18 protein-coding genes are annotated in these 21,236 nt (G+C 72.7%); 11 read left to right on the top strand and 7 right to left on the bottom strand.

Annotation, left to right across the window (positions count from 1 at the left end):
- Positions 1-78: 78 nt before the first annotated feature.
- The 5 genes from FM076_RS27640 to FM076_RS27620 are packed head-to-tail and all read left to right on the top strand — an operon-like array spanning position 79 to position 4,014.
- Positions 79-507: a roadblock/LC7 domain-containing protein gene (locus FM076_RS27640; protein WP_173873588.1), complete on the top strand. Its 429-nt coding sequence runs from the start codon at positions 79-81 to the stop codon at positions 505-507.
- The gene (locus FM076_RS27635; RefSeq protein ID WP_173873587.1) at positions 504-866 is read left to right on the top strand and encodes a DUF742 domain-containing protein; all 363 of its coding nucleotides are present in this window, start codon (positions 504-506) and stop codon (positions 864-866) included. The genes FM076_RS27640 and FM076_RS27635 overlap by 4 nt, the downstream gene beginning before the upstream one ends.
- Positions 847-1,482 carry an ATP/GTP-binding protein gene (locus FM076_RS27630; RefSeq protein WP_173873586.1) on the top strand — a complete coding sequence of 212 codons (636 nt, stop codon included), beginning with the start codon at positions 847-849 and terminating at the stop codon, positions 1,480-1,482. The genes FM076_RS27635 and FM076_RS27630 overlap by 20 nt, the downstream gene beginning before the upstream one ends.
- Positions 1,479-2,765 (top strand): cytochrome P450, encoded by a 1,287-nt coding sequence (locus tag FM076_RS27625; protein WP_173873585.1) that lies wholly within the window; start codon positions 1,479-1,481, stop codon positions 2,763-2,765. Before FM076_RS27630 ends, FM076_RS27625 begins: the two co-directional genes overlap by 4 nt.
- A 1-nt stretch (position 2,766) precedes the next feature.
- Positions 2,767-4,014, top strand: a complete 1,248-nt coding sequence (locus FM076_RS27620) for a cytochrome P450 family protein (protein WP_173873584.1) — start codon at positions 2,767-2,769, stop codon at positions 4,012-4,014.
- A gap of 130 nt (positions 4,015-4,144) precedes the next feature.
- Here FM076_RS27620 and FM076_RS27615 read toward each other — a convergent pair whose 3' ends face one another.
- A complete protein-coding gene (locus tag FM076_RS27615) occupies positions 4,145-5,632 on the bottom strand; it encodes an amino acid permease (RefSeq protein ID WP_173873583.1) in 1,488 nt (495 codons plus the stop codon).
- Between the two features lie 133 nt (positions 5,633-5,765).
- Complete coding sequence (locus FM076_RS27610; RefSeq protein ID WP_173873582.1) at positions 5,766-7,592, bottom strand: AMP-dependent synthetase/ligase; 1,827 nt, start codon at positions 7,590-7,592, stop codon at positions 5,766-5,768.
- Between the two features lie 119 nt (positions 7,593-7,711).
- On the opposite strand from FM076_RS27610, the gene FM076_RS27605 reads away from it, so the two are divergent.
- Positions 7,712-8,491: a MerR family transcriptional regulator gene (locus FM076_RS27605; protein WP_173873581.1), complete on the top strand. Its 780-nt coding sequence runs from the start codon at positions 7,712-7,714 to the stop codon at positions 8,489-8,491.
- A gap of 40 nt (positions 8,492-8,531) precedes the next feature.
- On the opposite strand, the gene FM076_RS27600 is transcribed toward FM076_RS27605, so the two are convergent.
- From FM076_RS27600 to FM076_RS27585, 4 genes are all read right to left on the bottom strand, one after another.
- Positions 8,532-10,724, bottom strand: a complete 2,193-nt coding sequence (locus FM076_RS27600; RefSeq protein WP_173873580.1) for a 3-hydroxyacyl-CoA dehydrogenase NAD-binding domain-containing protein — start codon at positions 10,722-10,724, stop codon at positions 8,532-8,534.
- Between the two features lie 105 nt (positions 10,725-10,829).
- Positions 10,830-12,044, bottom strand: a complete 1,215-nt coding sequence (locus FM076_RS27595) for an acetyl-CoA C-acetyltransferase (protein ID WP_173873579.1) — start codon at positions 12,042-12,044, stop codon at positions 10,830-10,832.
- 166 nt (positions 12,045-12,210) lie between these two features.
- A complete protein-coding gene (locus FM076_RS27590; protein ID WP_173873578.1) occupies positions 12,211-13,347 on the bottom strand; it encodes an acyl-CoA dehydrogenase family protein in 1,137 nt (378 codons plus the stop codon).
- Positions 13,344-14,573 carry a CaiB/BaiF CoA transferase family protein gene (locus FM076_RS27585; RefSeq protein WP_173873577.1) on the bottom strand — a complete coding sequence of 410 codons (1,230 nt, stop codon included), beginning with the start codon at positions 14,571-14,573 and terminating at the stop codon, positions 13,344-13,346. Before FM076_RS27585 ends, FM076_RS27590 begins: the two co-directional genes overlap by 4 nt.
- Positions 14,574-14,950: 377 nt before the next feature.
- Between FM076_RS27585 and FM076_RS27580 the strand changes: the two genes are divergently transcribed.
- From FM076_RS27580 to FM076_RS27560, 5 genes are all read left to right on the top strand, one after another.
- The gene (locus tag FM076_RS27580; protein WP_173873576.1) at positions 14,951-15,460 is read left to right on the top strand and encodes a DUF1203 domain-containing protein; all 510 of its coding nucleotides are present in this window, start codon (positions 14,951-14,953) and stop codon (positions 15,458-15,460) included.
- A gap of 268 nt (positions 15,461-15,728) precedes the next feature.
- Entirely contained in the window at positions 15,729-16,622 is an 894-nt protein-coding gene (locus FM076_RS27575) for an SIS domain-containing protein (protein ID WP_173873575.1), read from the top strand.
- A gap of 618 nt (positions 16,623-17,240) precedes the next feature.
- On the top strand, positions 17,241-18,113 hold the full coding sequence (locus FM076_RS27570; protein WP_173873574.1) for a class II fructose-bisphosphate aldolase: 873 nt from the start codon (positions 17,241-17,243) through the stop codon (positions 18,111-18,113).
- The gene (locus tag FM076_RS27565; RefSeq protein ID WP_173873573.1) at positions 18,100-18,915 is read left to right on the top strand and encodes a DeoR family transcriptional regulator; all 816 of its coding nucleotides are present in this window, start codon (positions 18,100-18,102) and stop codon (positions 18,913-18,915) included. Before FM076_RS27570 ends, FM076_RS27565 begins: the two co-directional genes overlap by 14 nt.
- 118 nt (positions 18,916-19,033) lie before the next feature.
- Positions 19,034-19,984, top strand: coding sequence for an endo alpha-1,4 polygalactosaminidase (locus FM076_RS27560; protein WP_173873572.1), 951 nt, complete (start codon positions 19,034-19,036; stop codon positions 19,982-19,984).
- A gap of 223 nt (positions 19,985-20,207) precedes the next feature.
- On the opposite strand, the gene FM076_RS27555 is transcribed toward FM076_RS27560, so the two are convergent.
- Positions 20,208-21,236: WD40/YVTN/BNR-like repeat-containing protein (locus FM076_RS27555; protein WP_243274653.1), on the bottom strand; the 1,029-nt coding region annotated here is incomplete at its 5' end.

The raw sequence follows: 21,236 nt of genomic DNA, 5'->3' as shown, positions 1-21,236 counted from the left end.
CGACACCACGGGCCGGCACCCCACGGATCCCGCCTCCTCCCCCGCCCGCTCCTCTTCCCTCTCGGAGGACGACACCGAATGATCACTGACAGCAAGCTCGACTGGCTGCTGGAGAGTCTGCTGGAGCGCACACCCGGTGCCCGGCACGCCCTCGTGCTCTCCCGGGACGGCCTCAAGCTGTGCCGCACGCCGGAGCTCTCCGTGGACCAGGCCGACCAGCTCGCCGCCATCTCGGCAGGTATCCAGAGCCTGTCGCACGGCGCTTCCGTGGAGTTCGGCAACGGCGACGGCGGCGTACGGCAGGCGATGGCGGAGTTCTACGGCGGCATCCTGTTCGTCGTGGAGGCGGGTGACGGCGCGCACCTGGCCGTCATCGCCGAGGAGGACTCCGACGTCGGCCTGATCGGCCACAACATGAACGAGCTGATCGAACAGCTCAGCGAGTACCTCAGCGCCCCGCCGCGCCGGGAGGCCGCGGGTGACGGGCGCGGGGGCGGCACGGCATGACGCGGCCGGGCCGGGACGAGGACCCGGACCGGCTGTACACCGTGACCGGTGGGCGCAGCCGCTCGACGGCCGGGGCGGAGACCTTCGACCTGGTGACGCTCGTGGTCAGCGAGAGCGCCCCCGTGCGCGGCATGCAGTCGGAGCACGCCCAGATCCTCCGCATCTGCCGCTTCCCCACGGCGGTCGTGGAGCTGGCCTCCGATCTGGGGCTGCCGGTGAGCGTCGTCCGCATCCTGCTGGGCGACCTGCTCGCCCAGGGGAAGATCACCGCCCGCCACCCGCGCCGGGCGCCGACCGCTGACGCACTGCCCGACCCCGACATCCTGAAGCAGGTGCTCGTTGGACTCCGCAACCTCTGAAGCGAACCCGGTGGCGACCGCGGACCCCGGGGCCCGCCCTCCGCTGCTCAGCACGGCGGCGCAGGGGCTGAAAATCGTGATCGTCGGCGGCTTCGGTGTCGGCAAGACGACGATGGTCCGCGCCGTCAGCGACATCCGCCCGCTGAACACCGAGGAGACGATGACCCGCGCGGGCGAGGGCGTCGACGACCTCTCGGCCGTGCAGGGCAAGACGACCACCACCATCGCCTTCGACTTCGGGCGCATCAGCCTCAACGACGAGACGGTGCTGTACCTGTTCGGCGCCCCGGGCCAGGAGCGGTTCTGGTTCCTGTGGGACCGGCTGTTCACCGGCACCCTGGGCGCCGTGGTGCTGGTGGACACCCGGCGGCTGGAGGACTCCTGGTACGCCATCGACCGGCTGGAGGCGCACGGCACGCCGTTCATCGTCGCGCGCAACGACTTCGGCGGCCCCCGGCACACCGCCGAACAGGTACGCGAGGCGCTCGACCTGCCCAAGGACGTCCCGCTCGTCGAGTGCGACGCGCGCTCCCGCGAGTCCAGCAAGGACGTGCTGCTCGCCCTCGTCCACCACCTGTACGCCCTGTCCACCGCGCGCCGGGAGAACACCCCGTGACCACCCCTCAGCACCGCAGCACCACCCCCGCGCCGCCCCCCGGCTGCCCCGCGCACACCGCGGCGGAACCCGTGCCCCTGCTCGGCCCGCGCTTCCAGAACGACGACCGCGCGCGGCTCTACCGCGACATGTACGAGCAGCACGGCCCGATCGCCCCGGTCAGCCTCCCCGGCGACGTGCCGTGCTGGCTGGTTCTCGGCTACCGGGAACTCCACCAGGTCACCTCGGACCCGGCGCTCTTCAGCCGCGACTCGGGCCTGTGGAACCAGTGGCCGAACATCCCGGCCGACTGGCCGCTGCTGCCGATGGTCGGCAAGCAGCCGTCGATCCTCTACACCGTGGGCGAGCGGCACCAGCGCCGCTCGGCCCTGGTGAGCGACGCGCTCGCCGCCGTCGACCCGTTCGAACTGCGCGAGCACGCGGAACGGTACGCCGACCGCCTGATCGACCAGATCTGCGGGCGGGGCTCGGGCGACCTGATCGCCGAGTACGCCAAGGTGCTGCCCGCACTGGTGCTGGCCCGGCTCTACGGCTTCTCCGACGAGGACGGCGCCGCGCTGGTGCCCAGCATCAACGCGCTGGTGGACGGCGCCGAGGGGGCGCTGGAGGGCCGCGACCGGGTCAAGGCCGCGATGAGCGCGCTGCTGGCCTCCCGGCGCACCGCCCCGGCCGCCGGGGTGGCCTCCCGGATGCTGCACCACGACTTCGCCGAAGGCTTCTCCTTCGAGGAGATCGTCGAGGACATGATGGTGAACATCGTCGCGGGCCACCAGCCGACCGCCGACTGGATCGGCAACTCGCTGCGCCTCATGCTCACCGACGACCGCTTCTCCGCCTCCTTCACCGGCGGCCGGCACAGCGTCGCCGAGGCGATGAACGAGGTGCTGTGGGAGGACACCCCCAGCCAGAACATCGCCGGCCGCTGGGCCACCCGCGACACCCAGCTGGCGGGCCGGCACATCGGCGCGGGCGACCTGCTGATGCTCAGCTTCGCCGCCGCCAACGGAGACCCGCAGGTGCGGCCCGACCGCACCGTCTTCACCGGCGGCAACAACGCCTTCCTCTCCTTCGGGCACGGCGAGCACCGCTGCCCCTACCCCGCACAGGACATCGCCGAGGGCATCGCCCGTACCGGCATCGAGGTGCTGCTCGACCGCCTGCCGGACGTGGACCTGGCGATCGCCCCCCAGGCCCTGGTGTGGCGCCCCTCGCCGTTCCTGCGCGGCCTCGCCTCGCTTCCGGTCCGCTTCACCCCGACACCGACGAGCGCCGCAGGAGGATGACATGACGACGTGCCCCGTCACGGGAACCACCGACGACCACGAGGTGATCGCCCTCGACCCGCTGGTGCGCGACCTGGCGGGCGAGGGCGCCCGGCTGCGGGCCGCGGGACCGGTCGCCCCCGTCGAACTCCCGGGCGGGGTGCGGGTGTGGGCGGTCACCCGGCACGCGGAGGCTCGCCGCCTGCTGACCGACACCAGGCTCGTCAAGAACATCGACCACTGGGCCGCCTGGCAGCGCGGCGAGATCCCCGAGACCTGGCCGCTGATCGGCCTGGCCGACCCGGGCCCCAGCATGCTCACCTTCGACGGCCCCGAGCACCGCAGGCTGCGGACCCTGACCGCGCAGGCGCTGACCCCGCGGCGGGTGGCCGCCATGCGGCCCCGAATCGAGGAGATCACCCGGGACCTGCTCGACGGCCTCGCGGCCGAGGCCGACGCCGAGGGCCGCGTCGACCTCAAGTCCGCCTTCGCCTACCCGCTGCCGATGGCCGTGATCGGGGACCTGCTGGGCGTCGACACCACGCAGATCCCGCGGCTGCGCACCCTGTACGACGGCTTCTTCAGCAGCGTCACGCCCGGCGAGGAGGTCCAGGCCATCATCGCCGAGCTGGGTGAGCTGTTCACCGGCATCGTGGCACGGAAGCGGGCCCGTCCCGGCGACGACCTGACCAGCGCGCTGATCGCGGCCGGTGAGGAGGGCGACTCGCTCAGCGACGAGGAGATCGTCGCCACCGTCCAGGTGCTGATCACCGCGGGCCATGAGACCACCATCAGTCTCATCGTGAACGCGGTGCGGGCCCTGCTCACCCACCCCGGGCAGCTCGCCCTCGTCCGCTCGGGCGAGGTGAGCTGGGAGGCGGCCATCGAGGAGACGCTGCGCTGGGACGCGCCCACCACGCACGTGCTGATCCGGTTCGCCACCGAGGACATCGAGGCCGGCGGCACCCGCATCGCGCGGGGCGACGCGGTGATCATCGCCTACGGCGCCATCGGCCGGGACGAGCGCCAGCACGGGCCCGACGCCGAGCGCTTCGATGTCAGCCGCACCCCGACGCGGCACCTGTCCTTCGGGCACGGCCCGCACGTGTGCCCGGGGGCGCCCCTGTCCCGGCTGGAGGCCCTGGTGGCCCTCCCCGCCCTCTTCGAGCGCTTCCCCGCGCTGTCGCTCGCGGTCCCCGCGTCCGAGCTGCGCAACAAGCCGGCGGTCACCCAGAACGAGCTGTACGAGCTGCCCGTGCGGCTGCGCTGAGGGCTCCGCCTCCTGGGGAACCCCTCGGAGTCTCCTGGGGAATCCCTCGGACGACTTCCGGTCGTTCCGCTCGTCCTCGGACGCCGGACGGACTGAGAGCAGCCCGTCCGGCGTCCGAGGACCGGAGGTTCTACTTCCGCACCGGTCCCCGTTCCGCGGCGGCGGCCTGGACGCGGCGGCGCACCGCGTACCAGCCGACCACCAGCGCGACGGCGATCAGCGGGATGAGCATCACCGTGCGCCGCCCGACCTCGGGGTCGTTCCACATGAGGGCGACGACGCCGAGCAGGAAGGCGATCGTCACCCACTCGGTGACCGGCGAGAAGGGCAGCCGGAAGCCCGGGCGCTCCACGAGCCCGGCCTTGGCGCGGCGTACGAACACCCAGTGGCAGAGCATGATCGTGCACCAGGTGCTGATGATGCCGAGCGCGGCAATGTTCAGCACGATCTCGAACGCCTGGCCGGGCACCACGTAGTTGAGGCCGACGCCGACGACGCACACGGCCGAGGTCAGCAGGATGCCGCCGTAGGGCACCTGGCTGGAGTTCATCCGGGCGGTGAACTTCGGCGCGGACCCGGCCATCGCCATGGACCGCAGGATGCGGCCGGTGGAGTACAGGCCGGAGTTCAGGCTCGACATGGCGGCGGTCAGCACGACGAGGTTCATCACGTCACCGGCGCCGTCGACGCCCAGCTTGGACAGCACGGTCACGAACGGGCTCTGCCCGTCCTTGTACTGGTTCCAGGGCAGCAGCAGCGCCAGCAGCACCACGGAGCCGACGTAGAAGAAGCCGACGCGCCACATGATGGCGTTCACGGCCTTGGGAACAACCTTGTGCGGTTCGGCGGTCTCACCCGCCGTGACACCCACCAGCTCGACGCAGGAGTACGCGAAGACGACACCCTGCATGACGATGACCACGGGCATCAGCCCCTCGGGGAAGATCCCCCCGTGGTCGGTGAGGTTGCCGATGCCGGGCGCGGAGCCGTCCACCGGGTGCTGGGTGGCCAGCAGCACGATGCCGATGACCATGAAGACCACCAGCGCCGCCACCTTGATCACGGCGAACCAGAACTCCAGCTCGCCGAAGATCTTCACGGAGATCATGTTGATCGCCAGCACCACCGCGAGGGCGATCAGCGCGAGCACCCACTGCGGGATGTCGGTGAAGAAGCTCCAGTAGTGGGTGTAGAGCGCGATGGCGGTGATGTCCGCGATGCCGGTCGTCGACCAGTTGAGGAAGTACATCCAGCCGGCGACGTAGGCGCCCTTCTCACCCAGGAACTCCCGGGCGTACGAGACGAAGGAGCCCGAGGAGGGCCGGTGCAGCACCAGCTCGCCGAGCGCCTTGACGACGAAGAAGGCGAACAGGCCGCAGACCGCGTAGGCGATGGCGAGCGCGGGGCCCGCCGAGGCGAGGCGGCCGCCGGCACCCAGGAAGAGTCCGGTGCCGATCGCCCCGCCGATGGCGATCATGTTGATGTGGCGGGCTTTGAGGTCCTTGCTGTAGCCGGTATCACCGGCGTCCTTGGCCGCCCCGTGCGGGGACGGCGCTGCGACCCGGTCGCCCCCACCGGGTTGTGGCGGGAGGGCGTCCTGGACGACGTCGTTGCTCACAGTTGATCCAACTCACTCTGGATAACGGGCTCTGCCGGGCCTACGGCCGCCGTGATCACGGCTGCGGACCAAGGCGTCACCTAACCCTGCGGGGGCCTTTTACGCGGTGAGGTAGATCACACCAGGGTTTATCTCACACGTGATCTTCGTAAAGTCCCTGGATAACCCGTCGGTAGGCATCCTGGATCACCCGTCGCCGGACCTTGAGGGAGGGGGTCAACTCGCCTGTCTCCGGGCTCCATTCACGCGACAGGAGCCGGTAGCGCCTGACCTGTTCGGGGCGGCTGAGCCGGGCGTTGGCGGCGGCGACGGCCCGGTCCGCCTCGGCGCGCACGGCCGGGTGCCCGGCCAGCTCGTCCCAGGGCGCCTCGACCCCGTTGCGGGCCGCCCACGCGGGTGCCGCCTGGGCGTCCAGGACGAGGAGGGCGACCAGGTAGGGGCGGCCGTCCCCGTGCACATACGCCTGTCCGATCAGCGGGTGCTCCTTGAGGGCGTTCTCCACCAGGGCCGGCGAGACGTTCTTGCCCGTGGAGGTGACGATCATGTCCTTCTTGCGGCCGGTCAGCCACAGGAAGCCGTCCTCGTCGATCCGGCCGATGTCGCCGGTGGCGAACCAGCCCTCCTCGTCGGTGCCGGGCTCGACCGAGCCGTCCGCGCGCAGATAGCCCTCGAAGACGGTGGGGCCGCGCACCTCGATCTCGCCGTCCGCCGCCGTGCGGACCTCCCCGCCCTCCAGCGGCCGTCCGACGGACCCGAGGCGGAAGGCGTCCGGCCCGTTGAGGGTGAAGGCCCCGGTGGTCTCGGTCAGCCCCCACGCGTCCATGACCACCAGCCCGAGGCCCGCCCAGAAGTCCAGTACGCCGGGCGGCATGGGCGCCGAGGCGCTGGCCGTCCAGACCAGCCGGTCGAGGCCCGCACGGGCCAGCAGCGGCTCCAGCACCTCGCGCCGGGCCCGCGCGTACCGTTCGGCCAGCGACGGCGGCGGCGTCCCGCCCCGCTCACGGCAGCGCGCATGGGCCCGCGCGACCTCGCCCGCGGCCTCGACGGCGGCCCGCCTGTCGGCCGGCAGCTCGTCGAGGGCGGCGCGCACCGAGGCGGCGAGCTTCTCCCAGATCCTCGGGACGCCGAAGAACTCCGCCGGGTGCAGCCGCCGGGCCAGCTCGGCCACCCGCGCGGGATCGGCGCACAGGTGGACGTGGGAGGCGCGCAGGACCGGCAGGTAGATGCCGAGCATGCGCTCGGCGATATGGGCGAAGGGCAGGTAGCAGAGGTGGTCCGCGTGGTCGGGCAGCGCGGTGACCCGGTCGAGCGCGAGCCCGTTGCTCACCACGTTGCGGTGGCTGATCACCACGCCCTTGGGGTCGCCGGTCGTCCCGGAGGTGTAGACGACGGTCACCGGGTCGCCCGCGCGCACCCGCCGCCGGCTCTCCTCGAAGGCGGCCGGCTCGTACGGGCGCGGCAGGGTGCTCCACGCGGTGTGCGGGCCCGCGGCGCCGTCGTCGGCCACGACCAGCCGCCGCAGCCCGCCCGCCGCTCCCCTGCCTCCCCGCGCCACCAGGGGTTCGACGCGGGCGCGCTCCTGGGAGCCGCCGACCACCGCGAGGCGGGCCCGTGAGTGGCCCGCGATGTGGGCGATCTGGCCCGGTGCCGCCGTGGGATACACGGAGACGGGGACGGCACCCAGGTGGACGAGGGCCAGATCGGTCAGCCAGTGCTCGGGGCGGTTGCCCATCAGGAGCAGTACGTGCTCGCCCGCCGTGACTCCCAGCCCGGCGAGTCCGGCGGCCACCTCGGCGACCCGCCGCCTCGCCTGTGACCAGGTGAGGGTGGTGGCCGCACCGTCCTCGGCGTACCAGGTGAGGGCGGGGAGGCGGCCGTGGTCCTCCGCGTTGCGCAGCAAGAGGTCCGCGAGAGTCAGCTCGGAGGGGTTCTCGCCGGGCAGTCGCAGGATCGTCGTCATGCCGCCTCCGGGGCCTGGGCCTTCCGAACGTTTCACAGGAGTGGTGAGACAGCAATACTGTTGAACGAGATCGGCGGGGACCGCACCCGCGCGGTGCGGCGGTGAGAGGGGCTCGGCCAATGGCGCGACAGGACGGAACGGCCCAGGAGCCCACCGACCGGCTCACCGTGGACCAGCTCGCGGCCCGCGCGGGCGTGACCGTCCGCACGATCCGCTTCTACAGCACCCGGGGCCTGCTGCCCCCGCCCACGATCGGTCCCCGCCGGGTCGGCCACTACGGGCCCGAGCACCTCTCCCGGCTGGCGCTCATAGAAGAGCTGCAGAACCAGGGCATGACACTGGCCGCCATCGAGCGCTATCTGCAACGCCTCCCGGACGACATCAGCGCGCACGACCTGGCCATCCACCGGGCGGTGGTCGCCTCCTGGATGCCGGACACGGTGGACGAGACGACACGCGGGCAACTGGAGGGGCGCGTCGGACGGGAGCTGACCGACGACGACCTGGAGCGCCTGGAGGCCATGAGCGTGATCGCCCGCACCGAGGACCCGGAGGTCTTCCGCGTCGATCCGGCGCTGGTGCAGCTGGGCGTACGGCTGCTGGACGTGCCGATCTCGCAGGAGGCCATCCTGGCGGCGCGCGAGGTGATGCTGAAGCACACCCGCTCGGCGGCACGGGAGCTGAGCCGGCTGTTCAAGCAGGAGGTGTGGGACCCCTACCGGGAGCGGGAGCCGGAGCCGGAGCGGCGGGAGCGGATGAAGGCGCTGTCCGCGCACATGCAGCCCATGGTGGTGCAGGCACTGGTGACCACGTTCCAGCGGTCGATGAAGGAGGAACTGCGCCACGCCTTCCCGCAGGAGAGCGCGCCCCGGCCGGGCGCGGGCCCCGCGGCGGAGTGACGCGGGGCCCGGAGGGGTGCCCGTTCTCGCATCCGACCGGTCAGTCGGTGAACGTCTCCCCCTTCGCCGCCTTCTCCTCCAGCAGCGCCGGGACGGCGAACCGCTCCCCGTAGCGCTCGCCCAACTCCCTGGCGCGGGCGACGAAGCCGGGCAGCCCGCCCTCGTAGCCGTTGATGTACTGGAGGACGCCGCCCGTCCAGGCCGGGAAGCCGATGCCCATGAGGGAGCCGATGTTGGCGTCGGCCACCGTGGTGAGCACCCCCTCCTCCAGCAGCCGCACGGTGTCGAGGGCCTCGGCGAAGAGCATCCGCTCCTTCATGTCCGCGAAGGGGATGCCGGTGCCGCCCTCCTTGGTGAAGTGCTCGCGCAGCCCGGGCCACAGACCCGCGCGCCTGCCGTTCTCGTCGTAGTCGTAGAACCCGGCGCCCCCGCTGCGTCCGGTACGGCCGAACTCCTCGACCATCCGGTCGAGCACCGTGTCCGCCGGGTGCGGGGGCAGGTCCTTGCCCTCGGCGCGCAGGGCCTGCCGCGTCTCGTCGCGGATCCTGCGCGGCAGGGTGAGGGTCAGCTCGTCCATCAGGGAGAGCACTTTGGCCGGGTAGCCGGCCTGCGCGGCGGCCTGTTCGACGGTGGCCGGGTCCACGCCCTCGGCGAGCAGCGCCACCCCCTCGTTGAGGAAGTGGCCGATGACCCGCGAGGTGAAGAAGCCGCGCGAGTCGTTGACGACGATGGGCGTCTTGCGGATCTGGCGTACCAGGTCGAAGGCGCGGGCCAGCGCCTCGTCACCGGTCCGGCGGCCCTTGACGATCTCGACCAGGGGCATCTTGTCGACGGGTGAGAAGAAGTGCAGCCCGATGAAGTCCCGCTGCCGCTCGACCCCCTCGGCGAGCCCCGTGATCGGCAGCGTGGAGGTGTTGGAGCACAGCAGCGCGTCGGGCGCGACGAGGTGCTGGATCTCCTGGAACACCTGGTGCTTGAGCGCCGGGTCCTCGAACACGGCCTCGATCACGGCGTCGCAGCCGGCCACGTCCCGCGGGTCGGCGGTGGGGGTGATGCGCGCCAGCAGGGCGTCCCGCTTCTCCTGGGTCGTCCGCCCCCGCGCGAGCGCCTTCTCCAGCAGCCGAGCCGAGTACGCCTTGCCCTTCTCGGCCGCCTCCCGGCTGACGTCCTTGAGCACGACGTCGATGCCCGCCCTGGCGCAGGCGTAGGCGATCCCGGCCCCCATCATGCCCGCGCCCAGCACGGCGACCTTACCGACCTTCCGCTCCGCGACGCCGTCCGGCCTGCTGCGGCCCGCGTTGACGGCCTGGAGGTCGAAGAAGAACGCCTGGATCATGTTGGTGGAGATCTGTCCGCAGGCCAGCTCCACGAAGTAGCGGGCCTCGATCACCTGGGCGGTCTCGAAGTCGACCTGCGCGCCCTCGACGGCGGCGGCCACGATGTTGCGCTGCGCCGGGTAAGGGGCGCCGCCCGTCTGCTTCTTGAGGTTCGCGGGGAAGGCCGGCAGGTTCTCCGCGAACTTCGGGTGCGCGGGCGTCCCGCCGGGGATCGTGTAGCCCTCGACGTCCCAGGGCTGCTGGGAGGAGGGGTTGGCGTCGATGAAGGCACGCGCCGCCGCGAACATCTCCTCGGGCGTCCGCACGACCTCGTGGACGAGGCCGATCTCCTTGGCCTGGGCGGGGTGGTACTGCCGGCCCTGGAGCAGCACGTTCAGCAGCGCGTCGGTGATGCCGAGCAGCCGCACCGTACGGGTGACGCCGCCGCCCGCGGGAAGCAGGCCGAGCGTGGCCTCCGGGCAGCCGATCTTCGAGCCGCGCACGTCCAGGGCGATCCGGTGGTGGCACGCCAGCGCGATCTCCAGCCCCCCGCCGAGGGCCGCGCCGTTGACGGCGGCCACGACGGGCACGCCGAGGGTCTCGATGCGACGCAGATCGCGCTTGATGCGCATACCGCTGTCGAAGACCTCCCGCGCGTTCTCGGGGCGCGCCCGGATGAGGAGGCGCAGATCGCCGCCGGCGAAGAACGTCTTCTTCGCGGACGTCATGATGACGCCCCGCACCTCGTCCTTCTCGGCCTCCAGCCGGTCGGCGACGGCGGTGAGGGAGGACTGGAAGGCGGCGTTCATGGTGTTGGCCGACTGGTCGGGATCGTCGAAGGTCAGCGTGACGATCCCGGCGTCGTCCCTGTCCCAGCGGATGGTGGTGGATGCGGTGGTCCCGGTGGCCTCGGGCATGGGTCGGTCTCCTTCTCTCTCCCGCCGCGACGGCGGGCGGCATGGGCGGCGTGGATCCTCGGGCGCCTCCCGGCCGCGGGCCGGGAGGGACGGCGACGGCCGCGCCTACACCCGCTCGACAACGGTGGCGATGCCCATGCCACCCCCCACGCACAGCGTGACCAGCCCGTAGCGCTGATCCGTCCGCTCCAGCTCGTCGATGCACGTGCCCAGCAGCATCGCCCCGGTGGCGCCGAGCGGATGCCCCATGGCGATGGCGCCGCCGTTGACGTTCACCTTCTCCAGCGGGATGCCCATGTCCTTCACGAACCGCAGGACCACAGCGGCGAACGCCTCGTTCATCTCCGCGACAGCGATGTCGTCCACCGTCAGCCCGGCCTTGGCGAGCGCCTTGCGGCAGGCGGGCGCCGGCCCGGTCAGCATGATCGTCGGGTCGGCCCCCGACACGGCCGCCGAGAGGATCCGCGCCCGGGGCGTCAGCCCGTAGCGCCTGCCGGCCTCCTCGCTGCCGACGGCCACCAGCGCCGAACCGTCCACGATGCCCGAGGAGTTGCCCGCGTGGTGCACATGGTCGATCTTCTCGATCCAGTGGTACTTCTGCAGCGCGACGGCGTCGAACCCGCCCATGTCGCCGATGGCGGCGAACGACGGCTTGAGGCCCGCCAGGGTCTCGGCGGTGGTACCGGGGCGCATGTGCTCGTCGTGGTCGAGAACGGTGAGCCCGTTGCGGTCCCGCACCGGCACGACGGAACGCGCGAAGCGGCCCTCCTTCCAGGCGTGCGCGGCCAGTTCCTGGGAGCGGGCCGCGTACTCGTCCACGTCGCGGCGGCTGAAGCCCTCGACGGTGGCGATGAGGTCGGCGCCGATGCCCTGCGGGACGAAACCGGTCTCGAAGCTCGTCATCGGGTCGTTGAACCAGGCCCCGCCGTCCGAGCCCATCGGCACCCGCGACATGGACTCCACGCCGCCGGCCAGCACGAAATCCTCCCAGCCGGACCGGACCTTGGCCGCCGCCATGTTGACGGCCTCCAGACCGGAGGCGCAGAAGCGGTTCTCCTGGACGCCGGCGACGGTGTCGGGCAGCCCCGCGGCGAGGGCGGCGATCTTGGCGATGTCCGACCCCTGGTCGCCGACCGGCCCGACGACACCGAGCACGATGTCGTCGATCGCCCGCGGGTCGAGGCCGGGCAGGCGGCGGCGCATCTCGTCGATGAGGCCGACCACCAGGTCGACGGGTTTGGTGCCGTGCAGGGCGCCGTTGGCCTTGCCGCGCCCGCGCGGGGTGCGGAGGGCCTCGTACACGAACGCTTCTGTGCTCACGAGGGGTGCCTTTCGTCGGTGCGAGGGGTTCGTGGGTGCGAGGGGTTCGTCGGTGCGAGGGGTTCGTCGGTGCGAGGGGGTTCGTCGGTGCGAGGGCTTGAGCGGGTGTGCGCGGGAGGGACGATTCCGAGCCGGGAGGGCCCCGCCCCGGCCGGCCCGGGAGGGCTCAGTTCAGCGGGGACCTGCCGATGATCTCCTTCATGATCTCGGTGGTTCCGCCGTAGATGGTCTGGGTACGGCCGTCGGTGAACGCCTTCGCCACCGGGTACTCGTTCGTGTAGCCGTACCCGCCGTGCAGCAGGAGGCACCGGTCGGCGACGCGCTTCTGCAGCTCTGTCGCCCACCACTTGGCCATGGAGGCGTGCACCGCGTCCAGCTCCCCCGCGGTGTGCTCCTCGATGCAGCGGTCGAGGAAGGCGCGGGTGACGGCGCACTCGGTCGCCATCTCCGCGATCTCGAAACGGATGTGCTGCAGCTTGGCGAGCGGACGGCCGAACGCGGTGCGCTCGTCGACGTACGCCGTGGTCAGCTCCAGCAGGTGCTCCGCTGCGGTGATCCCGGCGACCGCGATGGCCATGCGCTCCTGCGCGAGATGGGCCGTCAAATGCGCGAACGCGCCGTTCAGCTCGCCGAGCAGGTTCTCCTTGGGGACGCGGACGTCGTGGAAGAACAGCTCGGCGGTGTCCTGCGCCTTCTGGCCGATCTTGTCGGGATTGCGGCCCCGTTCGAAGCCCGCCATGCCCCGTTCGACGACCAGCGGACTCAGCCCGTGCGCCCCGCCCTCGGGCGTCGTCCTGGCCACGACGACGAGATCGGCCAGGATGCCGTTGGAGATGAACGTCTTCGAACCGTTCGGCAGCCAGTGGTCGTCCTTGTCCTGGGCTGCGGTGCGGATGCCCTGGAGGTCGGAGCCGGCGCCGGACCCGGTCATGGCGATGGCGGTGATCGTCTCCCCCGTGCAGAACCCGGGCAGCCGGCGCCGCTTCTGCTCCGGCGTGGCGAGCGAGGTCGGATACGGGCCGACGATGTCGTTGTGCAGCCCGATGGCCAGGCCCGGGGCGCCCGCGCGGGTGAACTCCTCGGCGAGCACCACGGCGTAGCGGAAGTCGGGCTCTCCCCCGCCGCCGTACTCCTGGGGCACGGCCGTCCCGAGCAGCCCCTGCCCGGCCGCCCGCCACGCCTCGCGGGAGACGATGCCGTCCCGCTCCCACTGCGCGTAGTACGGCTCGACCTGCTGGGCGAGGAACGTGCGGACGGTCAGCCGGAACGCCTCGTGGCCCTCGGTGAGGATGCGTCGCTTCATGACGTGGGCTGGTCTCCTTCGGGCGTTCCGGTGGCGGCCCGGGGCGGACCGGGGTCGGGGACGGTGGCCGGGCCAGGCCGCGGGGCGGTGCCGGGATCCGGGGCGAGGGAGGCGATGCCCCAGTCGCGGGCGACCTCGGCCGCGTGGGCTCCCGGCAGCGCCGGCCCCGAGGTGACCCGCGTGGGCGTCGCGGAGAACCGGGGGGCCGGAGCGGGCTGGGTGATACCGCCGTGCTCCACGTAGGTGCCGCGCGCCGCCAGCTGGGGGTGCCCGGGCGCCTCGGTGAGGGAGAGCACCGGGGCCACGCAGGCGTCGGTGTCCTGGAAGACGGCCGTCCACTCGGCACGCGTACGGGAGGCGAACCGCGCGGCGATGAGCCGGCGCAACTCCTCCCACGCGGCGAGGTCCTCGCGGGGCGGCGCCTCGTCGGCGATGCCGAGCAGCCGCACGAACTCCGCGTAGAACTGCGGCTCCAGGGCGCCGACGGCCATGAAACCCCCGTCCGAGGTGGCGTACGTGCCGTAGAACGGGCAGCCGCCGTCCAGCAGGTTGGCCGCACGGCGGTCCTGCCAGCCGCCCGCAGCCAGCATGCCCTGGATCATCGCCGTCAGATGGCTGGTGCCGTCCACGATCGCCGCGTCCACCACCTGTCCCGCCCCCTCGCGCGCGCGGGCGTGGTGCAGCGCGGCCAGGACGCCGATGACGAGGTAGAGGGAGCCGCCCGCGTAGTCGCCCAGCAGGTTGGCGGGCGCGACGGGCGGCCCCTCGGCGGGTCCCGTCATCCCGAGGGCACCGGTGACGGCGATGTACCCGATGTCATGCCCCGCCCGCCGGGCGAGCGGACCGTCCTGGCCCCAGCCGGTCATCCGGCCGTACACCAGCCGCGGGTTGCGGGCCAGGCACACCTCGGGCCCGACACCGAGGCGTTCGGCCACCCCGGGACGGAAGCCCTCGATGAGCACGTCGGCGCGTTCCACGAGGGCGAGGGCCGTCTCGACACCCGCGGGCTGCTTGAGGTCGACCAGGACGGAGCGCTTGTTGCGGTTGGTGACGTCCCGGTCGGGCGGGATGCCGAGGGCGGCGCCGCCGGGGCGGTCCACGCGGACCACGTCGGCGCCCAGGTCGGCGAGCGTCATCGCGGCGAACGGGCCGGGGCCGATCCCGGCCAGCTCCACGACGCGCACCCCGGCCAGCGGACCCCGGGCCTGCTCCTCCGCTCCAGCCATCGAGAGCCCCCTCCCCCGGCACTGCGGCCGTGACCGCGGCCGTGACCGCGGCCGTGACTGTGGCTGTGTTCGCGTCCGCGGCTGTCCGTGGCTGTGGATCTCGCGAGTCTGTGACACAACTGATGTAACACCGGTGATGCTATGGACAGGGTTTCCGTTCCACAAGACCCTGCGGGGCGCGGCCCCGGCGGTATCCCGGCGCACCGGAGGCGGGAGGCCGGGGCCGGGGGACGGGGGGACGGGGCCGGGGGACGGGGCCGGGGGACGGGGAAACGCGTCGCACGTCGTAGGCCGTAGGCCGTACGTCGGGACAGCGGATGAGAGCCACGTCCGGATACCGCCAGCGGTCGGGGCCTCACGGAACGACGCTCGAGGTCATGACACCTCCCTACGAGATCCGGGCCCTCGCGCCCACAACACTGGCCGAACTGCGCGTTCGGGACGACGCGGGAGCCGCGCCCCGTACGCGGATGGACACCGAGGGCGGGACCCCGCTGCGCTGCTGCCTGGAGCGGAGCAAGCCGCACGAGACCCTCGCCCTCGTCTCGTACGCGCCGCTGCGCCGCTGGGCGCGGGAGACCGGAGCCGACCCCGGCCCCTACGACGAGACAGGTCCCGTCTTCATCCACCCGCAGGACTGCGGCGGATGGGCCGGCGCCCCGGACGGCGCCTACCCCGAGGCGATGCGCGGCGAGCGGCGCGCACTGCGCGCCTACTCCGCCGAGGGACGCATTCTCGGCGGACTGCTGCTGGACCAGGGACGGGCGGACACCCCGAGCATCGAGGAGGGGCTGGTCCGGCTGTACGCGGATCCGCGGGTGGCGGCGGTGCACGTACGGGCCGTGGAGTTCGGGTGCTTCCACGTGGAGACGCGGAGGGTCTCCTAGCGGTGACCCCGCGGGGGCGCCGCGCCGGAGGGGCGCCTCGGCCGGAGGGGCACCTCCGGCCGGAGGGGCACCTCACCGCAGAGGCAGCGCGCCCCAGAGGCAGCGCCCGGGCAGGTCAGGGGCGTTCACCCGGGGGCGGGATGGACAGCATCCCCGAGTCTGCGTAAAGTTGCGTGAAAGTTCGAGATTTCACGCAACTTTACGCATCGACCGACCGTTCCGGGGCCGCCGTCGGCGGGCCCGGTTTCCCAGGAGGGGGTGCCCGCGCATGGGCGAGACGTCATACATGGAGCAGGAGTTGCGCAGCCAGCCGGAGACCTGGCGCGCCGCGGCGAAGATCGGCGCCGCGGACACTCCGCTCCCGGCGGCGGGCGCCCGCGTGGCCGTCGTCGGCTGCGGCACCTCGTGGTTCATGGCGCAGTCCTACGCGGCGCTGCGGGAGGGCGCCGGGCTGGGCGTGACGGACGCCTTCGCCGCCTCGGAGTCCTTCCTCGGCGAGGCGCGCGGATACGACGCCGTGATCGCGATCACCCGCTCCGGCACCACCACGGAGGTGCTGCGGGTACTGGAGACGGTTCGGGGCCGCATCCCCACCGTCACGGTGCTCGGTGACCCGGACACCCCTGCGACCTCCCTCTCGGACGAGACCGTCGCGCTGCCGTTCGCCGACGAGAAGTCCGTGGTGCAGACCCGGTTCGCCACCTCCGCCCTGGCTCTGCTGCGCGCCCACCTGGGTGAGGATCTGGCGCGTGCGGTGAGCGACGCGGAGGAGGCGCTGTCCTGCCCGCTGGCGAGGGAGTGGGTGGAGGCCGAGCAGTTCAGCTTCCTCGGCACGGGCTGGACCTTCGGTCTGGCCAACGAGGCGGCACTGAAGATGCGGGAGGCGTCCCAGAGCTGGACCGAGTCCTACCCCGCCATGGAGTACCGGCACGGCCCCATAGCCATTGCCGCCCCCGGACGCGTCACCTGGTTGTTCGGAGAGGCACCGGAGGGGCTGGAGGGCGACGTCACCGCGACCGGCGCCCGGTTCGTGCGCCACGCGCGTGATCCTCTTGCCGACCTCGTGCTGGTGCACCGGGTCGCGCTGGAGCGGGCACGGGCCAGGGGCCTCGACCCGGACAACCCCCGGAGCCTCACCCGCTCGGTGATGCTGGACGGCTGACGCTGCCGCCAGGCGTGAGGGGAGGGGTTGACTTCGGTCCTGCGAGGGTTCTGGTGGAAGGGAGCTCACGCGGGGAGACGGTCTGCGCCACCGCGATTCGGCTGGGTTCAGCCGGTTCGGCTGGTTCAGCTGGTTTGGCTGGTTCGGCCGACGGGGCCAGTTAGGGCGGCTCGCTCCGGTTCGGCCGGCTCGGCCGGGGCCCGGGCTGTTGTTCCGGCACCGTGCCGTTGCGGCTTGGCGCCTCGCTGCCGTGCGGCCCGTCCGGGGGGGTGGTGTTCGGCAAACCGACCGGCCAGTATGCCGACGAACCTCCCCCTCCCCCGGGGTCGCGTCTCGCGGTACGCCCGGAACCCGGCCCGCACACGCAAGCTGCACGCCCAACCCCACGGCCTGCCCGTCCCGGACTCTCGCTACGGCCCGCCCGTCCCGCGATCCGCCACAGCCCACCCGTCCCAGACCCCAGGGGCCGCCGCCCCGAACCGCCCGGTCCGTGACCACCCGGTTCCGGACCACCGCCCACCGCCCACCGTCACCACCCCTCGTGCCACCGCCCCGACCCCACCATCCCGGGAAACCCCACCTCGTCCCCCGCGTCCGCTCGTTCCCCAAGGAGCTCCGATGCCTCTCGTACCCACCGGCTCGATCGTCGCCGAGGCCCGCGCGGCCGGCACCGGCGCCGCCGCGTTCAACGTGGTCCATCTGGAGACCGCCGAGGCGCTGGTCGCCGCCGCCGACGCCACGGGGATTCCGCTCATCCTCCAGATCAGCGAGAACTGCGTGCGCTACCACGGCAGCCTGCTTCCCCTCACCCGGGCCACCCTCGCCCTGGCGGAGGGGGCGCGGGCGAACGTCTCGGTGCATCTGGACCACATCACCGACGCCGACCTGGTGCACCAGGGTGTCGCGGCGGGTGTCGGCTCGGTGATGATCGACGCCTCGACGCTGCCGTACGCCCAGAACGTGGAGACGACGGCCCGGCTCACCTCCTGGTGCCACGACCGTGGAGTCTTCGTCGAGGCCGAGCTGGGCGAGGTGGGCGGCAAGGACGGGGTGCACGCGCCCGGGGTGCGGACCGATCCGGACGAGGCGCTGGCGTTCGTGGCGGCCACCGGGGTGGACGCGCTGGCCGTCGCCGTCGGCTCCTCGCACGCGATGCGGGAGCGTACGGCGAAGCTGGACCTGGAGCTGGTCCGGCGGTTGCGGGAGAAACTGCCGGTACCGCTGGTGCTGCACGGCTCCTCCGGCGTACCGGACGACGAGCTGCGGGCGGCGATCGCGGCGGGAATGACCAAGATCAACATTTCGACGCATCTCGTGTCGGTCTTCACCCAAGGCGTGCGTAAGGTACTGGAAGCCGATCCCGCGCTCATCGACTCGCGCAAGTACGTGGCACCGGCGCGGGACGCGGTGCGGAGCGAAGCGGGACGCCTGCTGGAGGTACTCGCGGGCGAGGGGCGGGAGAAGGGGACGACGCCAGGTGAAGCGCCATGAGCGGATGAACGCACTGCTGGAGCTGCTCGGTGAGCGCGGCAGTCTGGAGGTCGAGGAGGCCGCCACCGCCCTGGAGGTCTCGGCCGCCACGATGCGGCGCGACATGGACGCGCTCGCCGAGCAGCAGTTGCTGACCCGTACGCGGGGCGGTGCGGTGCTCAGCGCGGTGACCTACGATCTGCCGATCCGCTACAAGCGCGGACACCACGCGGGCGCGAAGCAGTCACTGGCCCGTGCCGCTGCCGCGATGGTGGAGCGGGGCAGCGTGGTCGGGCTGAGCGGCGGGACGACGACCACGGAGATCGCCCGCGAACTGGTGACCCGTGCGGACCTGGCCGAGCCGGGCCCGCAGCCCCAGCTGACGATCGTCACCAACGCGCTGAACATCGCCTACGAACTCGCGGTGCGGCCGCAGGTCAAAACGGTACTGACGGGCGGGGTGGCCCATTCGAGGACATTCGAACTGACTGGCCCCTACAGCGAGTTGGTGCTCGGCGAGATCACGGTGGACATCGCCTTCATCGGGGCCAACGGCATGGACCCGAGGACGGGGGCGACCGTCCACGACGAGGCGGAGGGACGGATCAACGGGCTGATGGCCCAGCGGGCCGAGCGGGCCGTCGTGGTCACGGACTCCTCGAAGGTCGGGGTCCGGTGCTTCGCCCGGATCGGCGGCCCCGAGACCTTCGACACCTTCCTCACGGACAGCGGCATCCCGGACGCCGCGCGGCGGGAGTTCGAGGAGCAGGGTCTGCGAGTGGTGCGGGCGGAGCCGGACCCGGACGAGGACGGGGGCAGATGACCCTCCGCAGCACCGGGGCGGGAGCCGGCGTCACCGAGGGACCGCTCCCGCTCCGCCGCCCCGCCCATCCCTCGCCCTCCCTCTGTCCCTCCCCGAAGTGAAGTCAGGAGCACCCCCCATGAAACCCCTCGTTCCGACCGCCGCCGGAGCCCGTACGCGCACCCGTGCACACGGCCGTACCCCCGGTCGCGAGTACGACCGTGCTTGCGGCCGTCCGCACGGCCGCACTCGCGGACGCCGGTTCGCGCGGACCGCCGCCGTGCTCGCCGTGGTGGCGGCGGCCGTCGCCGGGTGCGGCTCCACGTCGTCCGGCTCCGGGCCGGAGCACGACCGGGACTCGGCGGGGAAGCAGGTGCGGCAGCCGCCGAAGCACGCGGGGTTCGACTACCAGATCGGCGGCGGCTACCGGCCTGCGGACGGTGTGCGCGTGGTCTCCCGGGACCGGGGGGACCGTCCGGCCTCCGGCCGGTACAACCTCTGCTACGTCAACGCCTTCCAGGCCCAGCCCGACGCGCTGGACTGGTGGGAGCAGCACCATCCCCGTCTGCTGCTGCGGACCGGGGGCGGCAAGCCGGTGATGGACCGCGAGTGGGACGAGGCGCTGTTCGACACCTCGACAGCGGCACGCCGCGCGGCGCTGGCCCGCATCGTCGGCGGCTGGATCGACGGCTGCGCGGAGAAGGGGTTCCAGGCCGTCGAGCTCGACAACCTCGACTCCGCCGAGCGCTCCGGCGGCCGTCTCGACCACGCCGACAACGTGAAGTTCGCGGCGCTGCTGACCCGGCGTGCGCACCAGAAGGGGCTGGCCGCCGGCCAGAAGAACGCGGCGGAACTGCTGAACAAGCGGTCGGCGACCGGGTTCGACTTCGCGGTGACGGAGCAGTGCGGGCGGTACGACGAGTGCGGACAGTACGCGAGGGCCTACGACGACCGGGTGCTGGACGTGGAGTACGACACCAAGGGAATGGCCGCCGCCTGCCGGAAGTGGGGAGATCGGTTGTCCGTCGTGCGCCGCGACATGGACGTCAGGCCCCGGGGCCAGTCGGGGTACGTGTTCGAACAGTGCTGACGTGCCACGGCAGCCCCGCGAGACGTAGGCCGACCGGCCCCGGCACCCACCGGGCCGGCCGGTCGCGGACGGCGCGAGGTCGGTGCGGTCGGTGCGGTCGGTGCGGTCGGTGCGGTCGGTGCGGAGACGATACGACCGGCGCCGGCCGATTACTGGCGCGTGCGGCCGATACGACCGATACGACCGGCGCGGACGGTGCGGCCCGCGCGGGGCAGCGGGAGGGTTACCGTCCGGTCTCCAGCCGGGCGACCCGGCCCCGCTCACCAGCGGCCCAACAGCCCGCGCCCCGCGCCATGTCCGGCGCCCCACCCGGTACCGCGTCGGGCGGACAGTCCACGGTGTCGTAGGAGCCGGTGTCGAACGTGTGCCAGGTCCGGCCTCCGTCGAGGGTGAGGTCGGAGCCGGTGGGCCCGACCGCCAGCGCGGCGCGTCCGGTACGGGGCAGCCAGCTGACACCGGAGCGGTAGGCGGGCACGGGACGGGCGCCGGCCCGCCAGTGGGCCCCCGCGTCCCGCGTCACGGCCGAGGCCGTCGGCGAGGGCTCGCCCGGCTGGTAGTCGCCGCCGACGGCCAGCCCGTGCGCGGGGTCGCGGAAGGCGAGGGCGAAGAGGCCGCGCGCGGGCTCGGCGGCCGGTACGGGCGCCGGTGCGGCTCTCCAGTGGCGTCCCCGGTCGCGGGTGCGGAAGACCCGCGAGGTCTCGGCGCCGCCGGTGGCGAACCAGGCGTGGCGCCCGCCGGCGCTGGTCAGACACTGGCCGCTCGCCGCGAAGTTGGCCTCGCCCGGGAGCGCGGCGGGCATTCCGCCCGCGGGCAGCACTCGCCAGTGGCGCCCGCCGTCCTCGGTGGCCAGCATCCGGAACCGGCCGTTCACCGGGTCTCCGACGGTCAGCCCGTGGCGGTGGTCGAAGAAGGTGACGCAGTTGTAGAAGGCCGCCGGGTCGTCGTTGCGGAACGTCTCGGTCCAGTGCGCCCCGCCGTCGTCGGTACGCAGGATCCGTGAGGCCTCGCCCTGGCCGATCGCCAGTACCACGGCGCCGCGCGTGCCGAAGGTCTCGATGTCCCGGAACTCCAGCCCGTCGGCGTCCGGCGGGGAGACGTCGCGCCAGCTCCTGCCGCCGTCACCCGTCCGCAGCAGCAGACGGGGATGGTGCTGCTCCCACCAGTCCAGCGCGTCGGGCTGGGCCTGGAAGGCGTTGACGTAGCAGAGGTTGTACCGGCCGGAGGCCGGACGGTCCCCCCGGTCCGGGAGACC

The organism is Streptomyces albus subsp. chlorinus, assembly GCF_013302895.1.
Classification (GTDB): Bacteria; Actinomycetota; Actinomycetes; order Streptomycetales; family Streptomycetaceae; genus Streptomyces; species Streptomyces chlorinus.
Note: the sequence above shows the minus strand (reverse complement) of the source record. Positions and strands in the feature narration are given on the sequence as shown.

Bases quoted from the DNA above. Each gene is read 5' to 3' on its own strand.
- FM076_RS27575 (WP_173873575.1), top strand. From the start codon at position 15,729: ATGGGCGAGACGTCATACATGGAGCAGGAGTTGCGCAGCCAGCCGGAG.
- FM076_RS27635 (WP_173873587.1), top strand. From the start codon at position 504: ATGACGCGGCCGGGCCGGGACGAGGACCCGGACCGGCTGTACACCGTG.
- FM076_RS27560 (WP_173873572.1), top strand. From the start codon at position 19,034: ATGAAACCCCTCGTTCCGACCGCCGCCGGAGCCCGTACGCGCACCCGT.
- FM076_RS27610 (WP_173873582.1), bottom strand. From the start codon at position 7,592: ATGACGACGATCCTGCGACTGCCCGGCGAGAACCCCTCCGAGCTGACT.
- FM076_RS27600 (WP_173873580.1), bottom strand. From the start codon at position 10,724: ATGCCCGAGGCCACCGGGACCACCGCATCCACCACCATCCGCTGGGAC.
- FM076_RS27580 (WP_173873576.1), top strand. From the start codon at position 14,951: ATGACACCTCCCTACGAGATCCGGGCCCTCGCGCCCACAACACTGGCC.
- FM076_RS27585 (WP_173873577.1), bottom strand. From the start codon at position 14,573: ATGGCTGGAGCGGAGGAGCAGGCCCGGGGTCCGCTGGCCGGGGTGCGC.
- FM076_RS27605 (WP_173873581.1), top strand. From the start codon at position 7,712: ATGGCGCGACAGGACGGAACGGCCCAGGAGCCCACCGACCGGCTCACC.
- FM076_RS27570 (WP_173873574.1), top strand. From the start codon at position 17,241: ATGCCTCTCGTACCCACCGGCTCGATCGTCGCCGAGGCCCGCGCGGCC.
- FM076_RS27590 (WP_173873578.1), bottom strand. From the start codon at position 13,347: ATGAAGCGACGCATCCTCACCGAGGGCCACGAGGCGTTCCGGCTGACC.
- FM076_RS27640 (WP_173873588.1), top strand. From the start codon at position 79: ATGATCACTGACAGCAAGCTCGACTGGCTGCTGGAGAGTCTGCTGGAG.
- FM076_RS27620 (WP_173873584.1), top strand. From the start codon at position 2,767: ATGACGACGTGCCCCGTCACGGGAACCACCGACGACCACGAGGTGATC.